Origin of the sequence: Haloglomus salinum, from assembly GCF_024298825.1 — an archaeon.
GTDB classification, from domain to species: Archaea; Halobacteriota; Halobacteria; order Halobacteriales; family Haloarculaceae; genus Haloglomus; species Haloglomus salinum.
This window is the reverse complement of sequence record NZ_CP101153.1, coordinates 981,462-997,565: the sequence shown is the minus strand read 5'-3', so window position 1 is coordinate 997,565 and position 16,104 is coordinate 981,462. Positions and strand designations below refer to the sequence as shown.

General features: G+C 69.4%; 14 protein-coding genes. 5 read left to right on the top strand and 9 right to left on the bottom strand.

What is annotated here, in order from left to right:
* Positions 1 to 163: 163 nt before the first annotated feature.
* On the bottom strand, positions 164 to 682 hold the full coding sequence (locus tag NL115_RS04870) for an FxsA family protein (protein WP_254832078.1): 519 nt from the start codon (positions 680 to 682) through the stop codon (positions 164 to 166).
* A gap of 218 nt (positions 683 to 900) precedes the next feature.
* On the bottom strand, positions 901 to 1,593 hold the full coding sequence (locus NL115_RS04865; RefSeq protein ID WP_254832077.1) for a LiaF transmembrane domain-containing protein: 693 nt from the start codon (positions 1,591 to 1,593) through the stop codon (positions 901 to 903).
* 164 nt (positions 1,594 to 1,757) lie between these two features.
* Here NL115_RS04865 and NL115_RS04860 point away from each other — a divergent pair, with 164 nt between their 5' ends.
* Complete coding sequence (locus tag NL115_RS04860) at positions 1,758 to 3,209, top strand: glucosamine inositolphosphorylceramide transferase family protein (RefSeq protein ID WP_254832076.1); 1,452 nt, start codon at positions 1,758 to 1,760, stop codon at positions 3,207 to 3,209.
* Between the two features lie 59 nt (positions 3,210 to 3,268).
* Here NL115_RS04860 and NL115_RS04855 read toward each other — a convergent pair whose 3' ends face one another.
* From NL115_RS04855 to NL115_RS04840, 4 genes are all read right to left on the bottom strand, one after another.
* A complete protein-coding gene (locus NL115_RS04855) occupies positions 3,269 to 3,472 on the bottom strand; it encodes a hypothetical protein (protein WP_254823648.1) in 204 nt (67 codons plus the stop codon).
* Complete coding sequence (locus tag NL115_RS04850; protein ID WP_254832075.1) at positions 3,469 to 5,025, bottom strand: TrkH family potassium uptake protein; 1,557 nt, start codon at positions 5,023 to 5,025, stop codon at positions 3,469 to 3,471. The genes NL115_RS04855 and NL115_RS04850 overlap by 4 nt, the downstream gene beginning before the upstream one ends.
* A 101-nt stretch (positions 5,026 to 5,126) precedes the next feature.
* On the bottom strand, positions 5,127 to 5,477 hold the full coding sequence (locus NL115_RS04845) for a hypothetical protein (RefSeq protein WP_254832074.1): 351 nt from the start codon (positions 5,475 to 5,477) through the stop codon (positions 5,127 to 5,129).
* Positions 5,474 to 6,154, bottom strand: coding sequence for a potassium channel family protein (locus NL115_RS04840; protein WP_254832073.1), 681 nt, complete (start codon positions 6,152 to 6,154; stop codon positions 5,474 to 5,476). Before NL115_RS04840 ends, NL115_RS04845 begins: the two co-directional genes overlap by 4 nt.
* Before the next feature lie 250 nt (positions 6,155 to 6,404).
* Between NL115_RS04840 and NL115_RS04835 the strand changes: the two genes are divergently transcribed.
* Both NL115_RS04835 and NL115_RS04830 read left to right on the top strand, forming a co-directional pair.
* Positions 6,405 to 6,881 (top strand): universal stress protein, encoded by a 477-nt coding sequence (locus NL115_RS04835; protein WP_254832072.1) that lies wholly within the window; start codon positions 6,405 to 6,407, stop codon positions 6,879 to 6,881.
* Complete coding sequence (locus NL115_RS04830; RefSeq protein WP_254832071.1) at positions 6,874 to 9,168, top strand: amino acid permease; 2,295 nt, start codon at positions 6,874 to 6,876, stop codon at positions 9,166 to 9,168. The genes NL115_RS04835 and NL115_RS04830 overlap by 8 nt, the downstream gene beginning before the upstream one ends.
* Positions 9,169 to 9,302: 134 nt before the next feature.
* Here NL115_RS04830 and NL115_RS04825 read toward each other — a convergent pair whose 3' ends face one another.
* On the bottom strand, positions 9,303 to 10,046 hold the full coding sequence (locus NL115_RS04825) for an Lrp/AsnC family transcriptional regulator (RefSeq protein ID WP_254832070.1): 744 nt from the start codon (positions 10,044 to 10,046) through the stop codon (positions 9,303 to 9,305).
* A gap of 166 nt (positions 10,047 to 10,212) precedes the next feature.
* Between NL115_RS04825 and NL115_RS04820 the strand changes: the two genes are divergently transcribed.
* A complete protein-coding gene (locus tag NL115_RS04820; RefSeq protein ID WP_254832069.1) occupies positions 10,213 to 10,950 on the top strand; it encodes a potassium channel family protein in 738 nt (245 codons plus the stop codon).
* Position 10,951: 1 nt separating this feature from the next.
* Positions 10,952 to 12,619, top strand: coding sequence for a TrkH family potassium uptake protein (locus NL115_RS04815; RefSeq protein WP_350355288.1), 1,668 nt, complete (start codon positions 10,952 to 10,954; stop codon positions 12,617 to 12,619).
* 341 nt (positions 12,620 to 12,960) lie between these two features.
* Here the strand turns inward: NL115_RS04815 and NL115_RS04810 are convergent, their stop codons facing one another.
* Together NL115_RS04810 and trkA are read right to left on the bottom strand one after the other, a co-directional pair.
* Positions 12,961 to 14,577: a TrkH family potassium uptake protein gene (locus NL115_RS04810; RefSeq protein ID WP_254832068.1), complete on the bottom strand. Its 1,617-nt coding sequence runs from the start codon at positions 14,575 to 14,577 to the stop codon at positions 12,961 to 12,963.
* 135 nt (positions 14,578 to 14,712) lie between these two features.
* The gene (gene trkA, locus NL115_RS04805; RefSeq protein WP_254832067.1) at positions 14,713 to 16,044 is read right to left on the bottom strand and encodes a Trk system potassium transporter TrkA; all 1,332 of its coding nucleotides are present in this window, start codon (positions 16,042 to 16,044) and stop codon (positions 14,713 to 14,715) included.
* Positions 16,045 to 16,104: the final 60 nt, after the last annotated feature.

The window sequence follows — 16,104 nt, the reverse complement described above, 5'->3', positions numbered from 1 at the left end:
CCGTCCCCGGTGGAACCACTACAGAGCTGTAAGAGCCGACAAGAATGATATATAGGCGGGATTCGTTCCGCTGGAACCTCTGTTCAATCTCGGGGGGTGTGGGATACGGCTCGAGAACTGTCCCTGCTATACCGGTCCGGAATCCCGCCGGCGCGTGTTCGTGTCAGTCCTGCGGCGAATCGCTGCTGCGGGGGTCGCCCGGGTCGTCGTCGGCCTCGTCGAAGCGGTAGTCCGACTCGTCCAGCTCGACCTCGGTCCGGGGGGGTCCGCCCTCGTACACGTCGCCGGTGACGAAGCCGCCCGTCTTCGCGTCGAGATACGGCGTCACGACGAACTTCCTCGTCGCCAGCCGGAACGGGTAGCGCGTCGGCGGCAGCACCAGCAGGAGCCCGAATAGGTCCGTCAGCAGCCCCGGCGTGAGGAACAGGACGGCCGAGACGAGGACGAGCGCGCCGTCCAGTAGCTGGTCACCCGGCAGCTCGCCGTCGGCGAGGTTGCGCTGTATCTTCCGGAGCGTGTGTCGCCCCTCGGCCCGCACGAGCAGCAGGCCCACCAGCGACGTGACGACCACGACGAGGACGCCGTGGGCGATGGTCAGCGGCCCGACCGCCACCAGCCCGACCAGGAGCAGGAAGTCCAGTATCGGGACCAGCAGCAGGACGGCCACGAGTCGCAGGTCCATACCTCTGGTAGCCGGGGCTGACTCAAAACCCTTGACCTTGCGCGTCCGCGGTCCAGCCGTGGACACTCGGCGGCTCGTTCCTGCCTCCCGGCGGCCGCCGACACTGGGCGGACGGTGGCGAATATCTGTGATACTGCCATACCATATTTTGAATGTGTTTCATAAACTGCGAATAAATCTTATATATGTCTTAGTTGAGATTGTAGGGCGAAAGCTCCTCAGTCGCTGACCTCGACCCCACCGAACATCGCGAAGCCGGTGACGACGAGGTCGACCGCCTCGTTGGTCGCCTCGCGGCGGGGTCGTTCGTCGCTCGCCGCGCCCAGCACCGGGATGACCTCCATCCGGACGTTCCAGTCCCGCGGGACGATGACCTCGGCGCCGCCGAACAGGGCGACGGTGTTGACGGTGGCCGGGCGGCTGGCGAGTTCGGCGTCCCGGAGGTCCAGTTCGGCCCCGCCGAAGACGGCCGTCAGGTCCGCGCCGGTGAACGCCTTCGAGGTGTTGCGCCGCACGACGCCGCCGAAGGCGGCGAACAGGGAGTTGTACGAGTCGTCGGTCGCGCGCGCCTTCGAGCGGTAGGTTCCGAGGACGACCGAGAGGCCGAACGCGATGACGAGGACCGGCCAGAACGCGAGAACCGCGTCGACGGTCGTGTAGCCCAGTGCGACGGCCTGCCACGCGCCGGCCACCACGATGAGGACCGTCGGGCCGACGAAGCCGCGGAGCCCGGCGCGGACGAGCGCCCAGACGCCGAGCAGGACGAACAGCGACGGGACGTAGACGAGGAGGTCGTCGACCCGGAAGACACCGGTCGTGTCCAGCAACAGGAGGACCCCCAGCAGGACGACGATGGCACCGAACAGGACCTGGACGGACGGGAACCGTCGTGGTGAGGTGGTTGTGCTCATACTAGCTGTACGCCGAAACCGGAGATAAACACCGACGCTCGTGTCCAGCGGCCGGGAATCACTGCTCGCCCTCGCGATGCGCCACTCCCGACCCACCCTCGCGACGCGCCCTCGCGACGTGGGACTCCCGAAAGCGTAATCGGGTCCCCGAACGCCTCCCGTCCATGCGCATCCCGTTCGTCCCGTCGCTCCCCGGCCCGGCGCCGGCGGTGGTCCGCCGGGTGCTGGGCGACGACGCGGACGCGGCCGAGTCGACCGGGGCAGACACCGATGTCGCCGGTCAGCCTGTGCCGACCGTCGCATCCGGGGCCGGTCCCGGCGCGTCGGCCGCCGACCCGCGGCTCGCGACACCTCCGCTTCGGGTGGACCGCTCCTCCGACGCCGACCGGAACCCCGTCCTGACGGCCGCGGACGTGGCCGACACTCCCCACGTCAGCTTCGTCGCCGACCCGTTCGTCGTCCGCGCGGGGTCGGCCGATGCGGTCTCGGAGCCGTACCACTGCTTCTTCGAGGTGAAGCGCCGCGACCGCCGCCCCTTCCTGTGCCTGCGCGACACCGAGGCGCGGTTCGACATCGGGCACGCCACCAGCCCGGACGGGCGGGACTGGACGTACGAGGGTGTCGTCCTCCCGGCGGCGCAGGCCGAGCACACCTACCCGCACGTCTTCCACCACGACGACGACTGGTGGATGGTCCCCTCGCCGGCCGGGTCGACGCCCGACGAGCTGCGGGTCTACCGCGCGGCCGACTTCCCGACCGACTGGGAGCTGGTCGAGACGACACTCGCCGGCGAAGTCCGCATCGACCCGACCCCCTTCGAGTACGATGGGACGTGGTTCCTCGTCCACCAGGCGCCGGACTACACCGTCCGCCTGCGCTACAGCGACCGGCTCGTCGGCGGCGAGTGGCACGAGCACCCCGCCAGCCCGCTGTTCGACCCCGGCGGGAACGACATCGCACCGGGTGGCCGGCCGCTGGTCGACGCGAGCGCGGGCACGGTCGACCTGTTCTTCCGGCGCGGCGACCCCGGCATCGTCGAGGCCTGGCGCGTCGTCGACCCCTCGCGCGACGAGTGGTCGATGCACGAACTCCCCACGTCGCCCGTCGTCTCCGGGTCGGGCGAGCCGGGCGCCTGGGACGAGCGCAACGTTCACCACGTCGACGCGGGGCTGGCCCGGGCGACGGGAAGCGACCTCGTCCTCGTGGACGGACAGGACGCCGACCGGCGCTACCGCCTCGGCGTGGCCCGGACGCGCGACTTCGACGGTGGGACGGACGAGGCGGAACGGGCAGCACTGGCCAGCCGCACGGTCCATCCGGGCGAGCGGGCCGTCCTCTCCGTGACGGGGACGCTCGCTGTGCCGGAGGGCGGCTGGTACCGCGTGTCGGTCCGGCCGCAGGTCGAGAGCCCCGGCCCGGTGGCCGTCGAGACGACGTGCTCCGCGGGAGCTGCGAGCGCGAGCGGGACATTCGACGTCGCCGCGGACGGCCGCGGCCACGTCGCGCTGGGTCCGGTTGCGCTGGCACCCGGTGACCGTCCGGTCGTCGAACTGCAGCACGACGGCGGACGGCCCGTCCGCGTGACGGGTGGGGCTGTTCGGCTCCGGGGCTGGTGAGGCCGAAGAGGGGCGCGTGGGCGTCTCGGCGGTGGTCGAGGGACCGGTCCCCGGCCATCTCACGCCGCGGTGGCGTTGTACGCGACCCGTCCGACCAGCACGAGGAGGTACACGACCGCGAGCCCGACCGTCACCGGCCCGCGCCCGAGGAGGGCGATACAGGCGACCACCAGCGGTCCGGTGAGCAACAGGAGGTCGAACACCCTGTCGTCGGGACCGACCCGTCGCAGCGCGCCGAGGACGGGGATATCGTCCGGGGTCATCGACCCAGCCCTCCGTAGAGGAGCCCCCGGAGGAGGACCAGCACCGGGATTATCTCCAGCCGGCCGATCCACATGTTGAACAGGAACATCACCTTGGTCGGGTCGGGCATCCCAGGGCCGGTGATGCCCGAGGAGAGGCCGACGTTGCCCTGTGCGCTGGCCACCTCGAAGACGACGTTCGCCAGCGTGTAGTCGTCGGGGAGCGCCAGCAGCAGCGTCAGCGTCCCGACGCCGAGGAACAGGAACCAGAGGAAGGCGACGATGGCGGCCTCCTCGAACTCGCGGGCGGTCTCCTCCTCCGACAGGGCCCGCCCGTTCAGCCGGAAGTACCGCACGGCGTCGGCGGGGTAGAACACGCCCGTGATGCGGAACAGGATGCCCTTCGACAGGGTGAGCGCCCGCACGAGCTTGATGCCGCCGACGGTGGACCCCGCGGCCGCACCGAGGACCATCCCGAGCGAGACGGTCAGCTGTGCCTCGGCGGTCCAGTCCGTGCCCAGGCCGCCGGCGGTCTGGAACCCGGTACAGGACATGGCGGAGACGAACTGGAACGCCCCGTAGCGGACCGCCGCCTCGACCGAGTCGTAGGTGCCGTTGACCACGAGCAGCCCGACGAGCACGGCGGTCCCGACGGTGAACGAGATGAACACCCAGCGGGTCTGGAGGTCCTCGTACAGGTGCGAGAGGTCCCCGCGCAGGACGAGGTAGTGGATGGGGAACGCGATGCTCCCCAGCGTCATTATCGGCAGCAGGGCGTAGTCGATGAGGGCGCTGTCGTAGGTGGCGATGCTGTTGTCGGTGATGGAGAACCCGCCCGTCGCCAGCCCGGTCATGCCGTGGTTGATGGCGTCCCAGAGCGGCATCCCGACGAGCCACAGCAGCAGGACCGAGCCGAACGTGAAAAGCAGGAAGATCCACCAGATGGTCCGCACCGTCGAGACGATGCTGGGGTGGATTTTCTCGCTGCGGGCCTCGGACTCGTAGAGCGTGAGCGAGCCACTGCCCGGGCGCGAGAGGATGGCGGTCGTCAGGACGATGACACCGACGCCGCCGACCCACTCGATGAACGAGCGCCACCACTGGAGCGTCCGGGGCAGCGCCGCCTCGTTGTCGGTCATCGTGAGGCCGGTGCCGGTGAAGCCGGACATCGACTCGAACAGCGCGTTCAGCGGGTGTTCGAACGCCGCCACCGTCGCCGCCGCACGCCCGGTGAGCGTCGGCGCATCCAGCACCGTCGGGTCCAGCCGGATGGTCCACGCCACCAGCAGGAACGGGAGCGAGCCGAACACCGCGACGACGAACCAGCCGGACGCCGCCACCACCATCCCGTGGAACCGGTCCGGGTTCTTCGCGTCACGGTACCGGCGGGCCAGCAGCGTGCCCAGCAGCAGCGGCACCGCAGCCGAGACGAGCATCGCCGGAACCGCCCAGAGTTCCATCCAGACCATCGGAATCGCCACCGAGACGAGCATCAGCCCCGACAGCGCCTGCAGCATCCGGCCCAGGTCGCGAGCGACCGTCCGGGGATCGCCCAGCGTCCCGAAGTGGCTCATCGCGTCAGCCCTCCGTTGCCCGGCACACGACTGGGCAGACCCTCACCGGCGGATACAACCGCCGGCTCGTGGACCGGAGTGTGAGACTCCGTCCGCACGGTTCACTCCCTGACGCGTCCGATGAATTCCCAGCGTAACCGTTTCTCGCCCGCCTGTGTCGGCGCCGTCCGAACGTGGTAGAGGTACGGCCCGTGGGGACAGTCGGCGCAGTCCTCGCCGCACGGGACCGCCTTCACCACCTCCACGTAACCGTCCCGCTTCTCGACGCGGACGAGTTCCTCGCCGGGATTGGCCTCGATGTCCTCGAGCAACTGCTCGTCGTGGTACTGGAGGAGGTCGCCGCTGAAGGACATGAGCTCGCGGAGCTGGTGGTCCGACAGCTCCCGGACCGTCTCGACGAGCGAGGACGGGAGGGCCGGCGACGGCTCCGGCTCCGGCGCCTCGTCGGTCATGTGGTCGCCCCCTGGGGGTCGAACCGGGCCAGCACGTCCGGCGCGAATCCCGTCCTCGAGAAGACCGTCACCAGGTCGCCGGCCAGCACGGTCGTGTCCCCCCGCGGGGTGAGGACATCGTTGCCGCGCTCGATGGCGACCACCAGCAGACCGTCGTCTCCGAGCAGGCCCTGCTCGTCGGCCGCGGCCAGCGAGAGCCCCGCCAGCGGGGCGTCCTCGGCGACGGTGATCTCGAAGATCTCCGCCTCCCCCGCGAGGTGGAGCACGTCCTCCACCGAGGGCTGCTTGACCGCCCGGTAGAGGTGGTCGGCGATGAGCTGCTGGGGATGCTCCATCGTGTTGACGCCGATGCGTTCGAACAGCCCCATGTGCTCCTCGTCGTGGACCACGGAGACCCGCGTCGGGATGCCGAGCTGGTCGGCGAGCAGCATCACCATCACGTTCGTCGCGTCGCGGTCGGTGGTGCTCACGATAGCGTCGGCCTCGTCGGCGCCGGCCTCCTGGAGCGTCTCGGCCACCGTCGCGTCCCGGTTCAGCATCAGGCAGTCGAACGCACGGGCCGCTGCATCGGCCACGTCGGGGTCCTGCTCGACGACGACCACCTCGTTGGCGTCCGCGGTCGCGAGCTGGATGAGCGGCATCCCGATGTTGCCGGCGCCGACGATGATCAGGTACATCGACCCACCTCCGGCGACGGGCGACGGGGCGTACCCTCTGGTCCGTCCATGCCACGGTCGTGTGGGGCACTTGGTAATAAGATATCCGCTATCTGTCGGCTATCCGGATGTCATTTATATATTCTACTGCTGAATCAGTATTCCTCACCGAACCAGTTATGATGTTCCCGTCTATCGCCGCAGATATGCAAGCACGCACGTCGGTCCACTCGACCGTTCTCGGGGCGGGTCACGGGACGGTGACGGCCACATGACGGGGGGACTGCTACGTCGCGTCGTCGTTCCCGTCGCCGACCCGGACGACGCCCGTGCGACGGCCCGGGCACTCCGGGACGCACCGCTCCCGGACGATGCCTCCGTGCTCGTGGTCTTCGTCGTCGAGAAGGCCGGCGGGGCCCCGGACAAGGCGTCCGTCGAACAGCGCGAGGCGTACGGTCGGGGCCTGTTCGAGACGTTCGAGACGGCGTTCGGTTCGGACACCGCGACCGTCGAGAGCGAACTCCGCTACGGGACCGACATCGCGGAGACCATCGTCACGGCGGCCCACGAGACCGACGCCTCCGCCATCGCGTTCACGCCGCGTGGCGGGAGCCGGTGGGTCAAACTGCTGACCGGCGACGTCGCCACCTCACTGGTGGAGGGGAGCGACATCCCGGTCGTCGTGCTCCCGGACGTCGACGAGGCGGCGACCGACGGCGGGCCGGCGCCGGGTGGTACGGATGAGTGAGGCCGAGGGCGCGGGTGACCAGGAGCTGGCCCGCGACCTGGGCTTCCTGGAGGCGTACACCATCGGCCTGGGGACGATGATCGGCGCGGGTATCTTCGTCCTGCCGAGCATCGCCGCCGACCAGGCCGGACCTGCGAGCATGGTGTCGTTCGCCATCGGCGGCATCGTGTCGCTGCTGGCGGCGCTCTCCCTGTCGGAACTCGCGACCGGGATGCCCCGGGCCGGCGGGAGCTACTACTACGTCAACCGGGCACTCGGGCCGTTCTTCGGGAGCATCGTCGGCTGGGGGATGTGGGGCGGGCTGATGTTCGCCTCGGCGTTCTACATGCTCGGCTTCGGCCGGTACCTCACCTTCTTCCTCCCGATGGGGGCGACCGGCGTCGCCATCGCCGCGCTCGTGATGGCCGCCATCCTGACGCTGGTCAACTACGTCGGCGTGAAGGAGACCGGTGCGCTCCAGAACGTCATCGTCATCGCCCTGGTCGGCATCATCATCGTCTTCATCGCGTTCGGCCTGCTGAACTACGACGCCGCGACGATGGGCGAGTTCAACCCGTTCGGCTGGGCGCAGGTCGCCGCTACCGCCGGGACGATCTACGTCACCTTCATCGGGTTCGAGGTCATCGCGACCAGCGCCGAGGAGATAAAGAACCCCAGCCGGAACCTGCCGCTGTCGATGCTCGCGGCGGTCGTCACGCCGACGCTGATGTACGTGCTGGTGATGTTCGTCAGCACGGGGACCATCAGTCGTGACCTGCTCATCAACTCCCGCATCCCCGTCGCGGAGGTGGCGGCGGTGTTCTCCGACATCTCCCTCGCCGGGTTCAACGTCGGTGCGGCGGCGATGGTCGTCGGGGCCGTGCTGGCGACGGTCTCCAGCGCCAACGCCTCCATCCTCTCGGCGGCCAGGGTCAACTTCGCGATGGGCCGGGACCGCATCCTGACGAACTGGCTGAACCAGGTCCACGACACGTTCCGGACGCCGTACCGGGCCATCCTCGCCACCGGCGGGGTCATCCTGCTGCTCATCGCGCTCAACGTCGAGATCGGGACGCTGGCCGAGGTCGCGAGTTTCTCCTACCTGGTGACCTACGCCCTGGTCCACGTCGCCGTCGTGGTGATGCGTCGGGCCGACCCGTCCGACTACGACCCCGCGTTCCGCATCCCGGACCCGCTCTACCCGGTCGTGCCGGTGCTGGGCCTGCTGGCCTGCGTCGCCATCCTGTTCCAGATGGACCTCGTCGTTCAGGTCATCGGCGTCGTCATCGTCGGCGTCGGCATCGCCTGGTACGTGCTCTACGCCCGGTCCCGGTCCCGGACGGAGGGGCTGATGGGGGAGGCCATCTCCCCGGAGCCGGCGACGGTCCCCGACGGTCGCGGGACCTACCGCGTCGTGGTGCCGGTCTCGAACCCCGTGACCGAGTCGGACCTGCTGCGGCTGGCCGCCGCCAGCGCCCACGCCAACGAGGACGGCAACGCCGAACTCGTCGCGGTGAACGTCATCGAGGTCCCCCAGCAGACCTCGCTCTCGCAGGACCTCGCCTTCGAGGAGGAGCGGGTCCAGGCCCAGAGCGACCTCCTGGAGCAGGCCCGGGAGGTCGCCGGGGGTCTCGAGGTCGGCATCCGGACCCGCGCGGTCGTCGGGCGAAGTGCCGCCAGGGCCATCCTCGACATCGTCGAGGACGAGGCCGCCGACCAGGTGCTGCTGGGCTGGACCGGGAAGCGGAGCCGCCGCGAGCACGTCCTCGGCTCGACCATCGACCCCGTCGTGAGCCGGGCGCCGTGTGACGTGACGCTGGTCAAGCTCGGTCCCGAGGGGAGCCGCGGCGAGGGCGACATCGCGGCGCTCGCCGGCCAGGGCCCCCACGCGCCGGTCGCGGCACGCCGGGCCCACGAGTTCGCCGACGCAGCGGACGGGACGCTCACGCTCCTCAACGCGCAGGTGCGCGACGACGCCGAGGACGAAGGCGAGGGCGAGGACGACTACCACGCCGCGGGGATGGAGACGGTCGAGTCGGTCGCCGAGGCGGCGGGACTCGAATCCGACGATTACGAAGCCGAGGTCGTGCCGGCGACGGACCTCGAGACGGACCTGCTGGCGGCGCTGGAGCGGTTCGACACGGTCTGTGTCGGCGCGACCCGCACCGGCACCGTGTCGCAGGCGCTGTTCGGGTCGCTCCCCGAGACGGTCGGCAGCGAGGTCGAGGGCACGGTGGCCATCGCTCGAGGCCCCGAGGACTCGCCGCGCTCCGTCCGCGAAGCGCTCGTCGAGCGGCTCCAGCCGTAGACGCAGCGGCGAATTTTTCGACTAATCGCCAAGCAGTCAATATATTCTGCCAAATAATGGGTTGTGTGGCCACCTTGTCCAGAATATCGGCTGAGTCGGCGGTGACGGGGGAGCGGGCCGGCCTCGCCCGGCGGTCACTCGCCGCCGAACGCGGCGATGGTCTCGCCCGAGGACGGCTCGCGGGAGAACAGCGTGATGATGTCGCCGGCCTGGATGCGTGTCTCGCCCTTCGGTGTCACCACATCGTCGCCCCGCTCGATGCCGACCACGAGCGTCTCGTCAGGGAGGACTCCGTCCCGCTTGGCTTCCTCGAGTGTCATCCCGAGGATGGGGGCGCCGACGGAGGCGGTCAGCTCGACGATCTCGGCGTCGCCGGTGAGGCTGATGAAGTCGTTCAGGGAGGGGAACTCCCGGTCGCCGTTCGGGCCGAACGGCTCGTACGGCTGGGTCACCTCCTGCTCGACCAGGCGCTCCTCCTCGATAGTGAGCCCCAGTTCCGAGAGCTGGGTGGCGATGCGGGTCAGCTCTCGCGACCCGCCCCCGACCACCGTGACGTGGAGGTTCCGCTGCCCGGCCGTGAGCTGCCGGACGTTCACCACGCCCGACAGGTTGAGCGCCTGGTTCGCGAGGCGTTCGCGGTCCGCGACCGGGGCGGTGCAGACGAACAGGTTCGTCAGCCGCCCCTCGACGCGCTCGTAGTCGATGTCGGCGTGGTAGCCCCGGATGATGCCGGCCGTCTCCAGCTGGTCGATGCGGTTCCGGATGGTCCCCGGCGAGACGTCCACCTGCTCGGCGATCATCGGTGCCGAGGTCCCCCGCGCGTCCCCGGCGAGGGCGTACAGGATGCGCCGGTCCACCTCGTCGACGCGGTCGTCCATACCCGCGGTAGGCCGGGGCGGTATATCGGTGCTCGGGTTCCGCCGGGCGCTGCCCCGTCACCACCACGAGCCTCCCGCCCCGGGCGGTGTCGCGGTGTGCGTCGCGACATCCTGTCGCCGGTCATCGAACGGTAGACGTTTGAGGGCCCCCCGATACACACCCGCCGTGTACCTCATCATCGTCGGGGCGGGCGACATCGGGACGCCGCTCATCGAGATCGCGACCGCCGGCGGCAACGAGGTGGTCGTCGTCGAGCGGGACCCCGAGCGGGCCGAGCGAGCGGCCCAGCGGTTCGACTGCCTCGTCCTGCAGGACGACGCGACGGTGAAGGAGACCCTCGAGGACGCCGGTGCCGGCCGCGCAGACGCGCTCATCACCACGACGGACCGCGACGCGACGAACGTGATGGTCTGCCTGCTGGCCGAGGAACTCGACGTCCCGGAGATCGTCTCCGTCGTCCACGACCCAGAGCACATGGCGCTGTACCGGCGCATCGGCGTGAACACCATCGGCAACCCCCAGCGCCTCATCGCGGAGTACCTCTACCGCGCGGTCAAGCGGCCAGCCATCGTCGATTACATGCGCATCGGCGAGGAGGCGGAGGTGTTCGAAATCGCGGTGGCCGACGACGCCCCCGTTGCCGGGATGACCGTCGCCGAGGCCGCCGCCGCCGGCCACGTCGGTGACGAGCTGCTCATCGTCGCCATCGAGCGCGAGGGGCACGACGACCCCATCACCCCGAGCGGCCCCACCGAACTCCGAGTCGGTGACCTGCTGACGGTCTACTCCGCCTCGGGTGCGACCCCGGAGGTGACGGACGTGTTCGGGGTGTACGGCGACCACGCCGACCCGGAGACGCGTCCCGCCAACGACGAGGCCGAGAACGGGGGCGCGGGTGGGTAGCGTGGCGCGGCACCCGGACCGGTTCGATGGGTTCCCAGCGGACCTCGCGACGGTCCTCCGGGACGTCGGGTCGCTGCTGCTCATCGAGGCACTGGTGATGACCGTCACCGTGGGCGTGGCGCTGCTTGCGGGCGAGCTCTACGCCGCGCTCGCATTCCTGCTGGCCGGCGGGTTCACCGCAAGCGTCGGCTCCCTCGCGCGGCGGACGTTCACCGACGCCCCCGCTCCCGTGATGAAACACGGGATGGTCATCGCCGCCGGCGGCTGGTTCACGGTCGCGCTGTTCGGGTCGCTCCCGTTCTTCCTGACCGCGCATCTCACGCCGGTGTCGACGATGGCGACGTACGTCCCCGCGGGCGTGACGTACGACCCCGTCACGGTGTGGGGGCCGGCCACGCAGTCCAGCCTGGGTTACTTCCGGTCGCCCCTGCACGCACTGTTCGAGTCGATGAGCGGCTGGACCGGCAGCGGCCTGACGATGGCCATCCACGAGCCGTCGCTCCCCCGGACCATCCAGTGGTGGCGGTCGGTCATCCAGTGGGTCGGCGGCATCGGCGTCATCGTCCTCACCGTCTCCATCCTGGCACGGCCCGGGTCGGGCAGCTACGCGCTCTACCGCTCCGAGGCGCGCGAGGAGCGCATCCACCCGAGCGTCGTCTCCACCGTCCGGACCATCTGGAAGATATTCGTCGGTTACACCGTCCTCGCCATCGTCCTGTTCTTCCTCGCGCTCCACTTCTCGGAGTACGGGTCGACGCTGACGCTCGGCGAGCAGGCGTGGCAGTCGCTCAACCACGCGATGACCGGGCTCTCGACGGGTGGGTTCTCGGTCACCGACAACTCCATCGGCACCTACAACGCGCCGCTCATCGAGGGCATCCTCCTGCCGGTGATGACGCTGGGGGCCATCGCCTTCCCCGTCCACTACGGCGTCCTCCACGACCGCGACTACCGGGAACTGTTCGGTGACCTCCAGACCCGGTGGCTGTTCGTGTTGCTCGGCCTGGGGACGCTGATACTGGTCGCCCAGAACCTGCTCACCGCGCCGACGAGCGACTACGGTGCCAGCGTCGCCGTCCCGTACGTGGACCGGCTCGCCGCGGACGCCACCCGCGATGCCGTCTTCCAGCTCGTGAGCGCGCTCACCTGCACGGGGTTCCAGTCCTCCCCAATCGGGTCGTGGAGCGACGGCGGCAAGCTCATCATCTCCGTGGCGATGGTCATCGGTGGCGCTGCCGGCTCGACGGTCGGCGGTATCAAGATCATCCGCGCCTACACCGTCGCGCGGGGCATCCGGTGGCAGTTCAGCCGTGTGTTCCTGCCGGCGAGCGCGGTCGTCTCCATCGACATCGACGGCCGCCGACTCGACCGCGAGGAGATGGAGCGGGAGTTCTCCGAGGCCGCCATCATCAGCCTGCTGTGGGTACTGTTGCTGGCTGCCTCCAGTCTCGTTCTGGTCAACGTCGCGGGCGCCGACTTCGGCTACGCCGACGCGCTGTTCGAGGTCGCCAGCGCCCAGGGCAACGTCGGCCTCTCCTCGGGCATCACCGGCCCCTCGATGCCCCCGGTCGCCGAGGCGATGTTCGTCCTCAACATGTGGGTCGGTCGGCTGGAGATCATCCCGGTGCTCGTCTTCGGACGGGCGCTGGTGAAGGGGCTCGACCCCTGAGTGGACGTTCTCACCCCGGGTACTCGCTCGGATGTGGTGGTAGAGGTAGGGGATTGCTTTGTCAGTTGGCCTGCTGGATTTGCTGCTGGAAGGAACGTCTTGGAAGCCCCTGGCTGCTCGACTGTCCGGGTCTCGCTGTCTTCGAAACTCGGAGATTTCTGAGGACGACGTAAGGACCGCAGGGAGCGAAGCGACCGAGGACCGCAGCGAGCCGCGGGGCCCCTCAGCGCCCCGGGGCTTTCTACCGGTTGCTGCTGCTGTCGCCAGGAACACCAAACAAATCGGTACACACGCACGCTCGTTCTCACAGATGCCGAGGGGCCCGAGGAGAGATCCAGAATCTACGACTTCCAGTACCCGCTCGTCAGCAGCACCAGCACCGGCAGGATCTCCAGCCGGCCGATCCACATCAGGAACACCATCAGCAGTTTCGACGTGGCGGGGAACTCCAGATACGAGCCGAACGGGCCGAGCGAGCCAAAGCCCGGACCGACGTTGCCGAGCGTCGCGGCGATTGCACTCATCGCCTCCAGCGTGTTGATGTCGTAGCCGACGCGGGAGACGTCGAGACTGATGAGTACCGTCCCGACGGCGAACAGGAGCAGGTAGAGGAGGGTGAAGCTCATCACGCCGCGGACGGCGTCCTCGTCGACGACCTCACCGGCGAGCCGGATCGGCTGGACGGCCTCCGGGTGGGTGGTCGTGAACAGTTCCCGTCGCACGACCTTCACGATGACCACCCAGCGGACGATCTTGATGGCACCGCCCGTCGAGCCGCCGGAGCCACCGATGAACATCGCGAACAGCAGCAGGTACTTGCCGGCCTCGGACCACTGGGCGAAGTCGCTGGTCGCGTACCCGGTCGTGGTGACGAGACTGACCACCTGGAAGATGGACTGCCGGAGGGTGTTTTCGACGTTCCCCTGGACCACGCCGCCGAGGTCGCCCAGCGGGGGCGCGCCGCCGACGAACAGCACGCCCGCGAGTATCGCCGACAGGACGCCCATGATGCCGGCGTAGGCCCGGAACTCGGCGTCGTCGACCAGCTTCCGGATGTCACCGCGGAAGACGGCGTAGAACAGCGCGAAGTTGGTGCCGGCGACGACCATGAACGGGATGACGACCCACTGGACGGCCGCGGAGAAGGCCGCGATGGAGTCAGCCTCCGGGGAGAAGCCGCCGGTCGGGAGCGTCGTCAGGCCGTGCGCGACGGCGTTGTACGCGCCCATGTTCGGGGCCAGTTCCATCCCCAGCAGCGGGCCGGCGAGGTGGAGTCCGTACAGGAGGCCGATTTCCAGCGCGGTGAACGCGAAGTAGGCGATCCAGAGGACGCGCGCGGTCTCGGCGATACGTGGGGTGAGCTTCTCGATACCGACGCCGGGGGCCTCGGCGTCCATCAGCTGGGCACCCCCCACGGAGAGCTCGGGAAGGATGGCGATGGCGAGCACGATGATACCCATCCCGCCGAGCCACTGGGTGAGCTGGCGCCAGATGAGGATGGCGTGGGAGTGCCGATCCAGCGATATCTCGCCGAGCAGCGTCGCCCCGGTCGTCGTGAACCCGGACATCGACTCGAAGAGGGCGTTGACGGGGTTCGCGAGCGTCGAAGCTGGCGAGCTCGGCGGCAGGATGCCCGGCACGCCGCGGGCCGCCAGCAGGTACGGCACCGCGGCGACCAGCGCCACGCCGAGCCAGGCACCGGCGACCATCAGGAACCCCTCGCGGGCGCCCAGGTCCGGGTCCGGGTCGAGCCGTTCGAGGCCGGTCCCGACGAGGAGTGTGAACAGTGCGGTCAGGAGGAAGACGAACACGTCGTCGCCGTATACGACCCCGACCAGTAGCGGCACCATCAGCGGCACGGCGAGGTACTTCAGAACGGTCCCGACGAGGCTCAGTGACGCCCGCCAGTCGACGCGGAGGCTCCCTCGTCCGCCGTCCGTCACGCCGAGCAGTAGCACGCCTCCAGGATTTTCCGGCGTGCGAATCAATCCATCGCTTCCGGTCCCCGACCCGGCGGTGCTCGTCCGGCGCCGCCTCGCCGGCGAGCGCGGGCGTGTTCCCAATCGTCGGTCTCGACGGCTCGTCGGGGCGTCTCAGAGCAGCTGTGTCATCTGTTCGAGGCTGTCGGTCTCGACGAAGACCACGACATGGTCGCCCACCTCGACGACCGTGTCACCCCGTGGGACGACGAACTCGCCGTTCCGAGTGATGGCGCCGACCACCACGCCGTCCGGGAGGTCCGAAGCGGCCTCGCGGATGGTCCGGTCGGCGAAGACGCTCTCGGCTTCGATTTCGACCTCCAGCACTTCCGCGCGGTCGCCGTCGACGATGGAGACGTTCTCGGCGTGGCGGCCCCGCGTGAAGCGGGTGATCTCCTCGGCGGTCGCCTCGCGCGGCGAGACCGCTACGTCGACGCCGACGGCCTCGAACAGTTCCGCGAACTCGACGGTGTCGACGATGGCGACGGCCCGGCCGGCCCCGAGACGCTTCGCGAGCAGCGTCGCGAGAAGGTTCTGCTGGTCGTTCTCCAGGGCCGCGATGACGGCGTCCGCGCGGCCGACGTTCTCGCGTTCGAGAAAGGAGCGGTCGGTGGCGTCGCTCTCCAGCACGGTCGTCTTCGGGAGCTGCTCGGCCAGCCAGCGTGCCCGCCCGGGGTCGTGCTCGACGAGCCGCGGGGAGAAGCCCCGCTCCTCCAGCAGCCGCGCGGTCTGGTAACCGACCTCCCCGCCGCCGACGATGACGATGTCGCTGGGGCGGTTCTCCTGGGGCGCGATGGCCGAGGAGAACGCCCGCGTGCTCTCCGGGCTCCCGATGACGACCACGTCGTCGCCGGCTTCGATGGTCGTCCCGCCGCTGGGGACGATGATGTCGTCCTCGCGGATGATTCCGACGAAGGTGAGCGAGTCGAACCGGTCGGCCTCCTGCACCGTCTGGCCGGCGACCGGCGACTCGGCGGGGATCTCGAACTCGGCCATCTGGACGGCGCCGTCGGCGAACATGTCCACGTCCTGGGCCGTCGGGAGGCCGATGACGCCGACGATGGTCCGGGCCGCGAGGAGGTCCGTACAGACCATGAAGTCGACGCCGAAGGCGCGGTTGTCCTGTTCCCAGGTGTGGAGGTACTGGGGGCTCTTCACGCGGGCGATGGTGAACGGGTCACCGCCGACGGCGGCGGTTCCGCAGGTGACGATGTTGGTCAGGTCGTCGTCGGTCGAGGCGATGAGCATGTCCGCCTCGTCGATTCCGGCCTCCTGCAGGACGTCCAGGCTACAGCCGTCGCCCTGCAGGGCGAGGACATCCTGTTCGTAGGTGAGCTGCTCGACGCGGTCGGCGTCGACATCGACGACAACCACGTCGTGGGCTCCGGAGAGGCTCTCGGCGATGGCGGAGCCGACCTCGCCGGCACCGACGATGATGACGCGCATTCGTCGGTGCTGTGCGGGCCGGGGGCAAATCCGTTTCCATCCCCTCGGACGAACCGTTAT

Bases quoted from the DNA above. Each gene is read 5' to 3' on its own strand.
- NL115_RS04870 (WP_254832078.1), bottom strand. From the start codon at position 682: ATGGACCTGCGACTCGTGGCCGTCCTGCTGCTGGTCCCGATACTGGAC.
- NL115_RS04865 (WP_254832077.1), bottom strand. From the start codon at position 1,593: ATGAGCACAACCACCTCACCACGACGGTTCCCGTCCGTCCAGGTCCTG.
- NL115_RS04860 (WP_254832076.1), top strand. From the start codon at position 1,758: ATGCGCATCCCGTTCGTCCCGTCGCTCCCCGGCCCGGCGCCGGCGGTG.
- NL115_RS04855 (WP_254823648.1), bottom strand. From the start codon at position 3,472: ATGACCCCGGACGATATCCCCGTCCTCGGCGCGCTGCGACGGGTCGGT.
- NL115_RS04850 (WP_254832075.1), bottom strand. From the start codon at position 5,025: ATGAGCCACTTCGGGACGCTGGGCGATCCCCGGACGGTCGCTCGCGAC.
- NL115_RS04845 (WP_254832074.1), bottom strand. From the start codon at position 5,477: ATGACCGACGAGGCGCCGGAGCCGGAGCCGTCGCCGGCCCTCCCGTCC.
- NL115_RS04840 (WP_254832073.1), bottom strand. From the start codon at position 6,154: ATGTACCTGATCATCGTCGGCGCCGGCAACATCGGGATGCCGCTCATC.
- NL115_RS04835 (WP_254832072.1), top strand. From the start codon at position 6,405: ATGACGGGGGGACTGCTACGTCGCGTCGTCGTTCCCGTCGCCGACCCG.
- NL115_RS04830 (WP_254832071.1), top strand. From the start codon at position 6,874: ATGAGTGAGGCCGAGGGCGCGGGTGACCAGGAGCTGGCCCGCGACCTG.
- NL115_RS04825 (WP_254832070.1), bottom strand. From the start codon at position 10,046: ATGGACGACCGCGTCGACGAGGTGGACCGGCGCATCCTGTACGCCCTC.
- trkA (WP_254832067.1), bottom strand. From the start codon at position 16,044: ATGCGCGTCATCATCGTCGGTGCCGGCGAGGTCGGCTCCGCCATCGCC.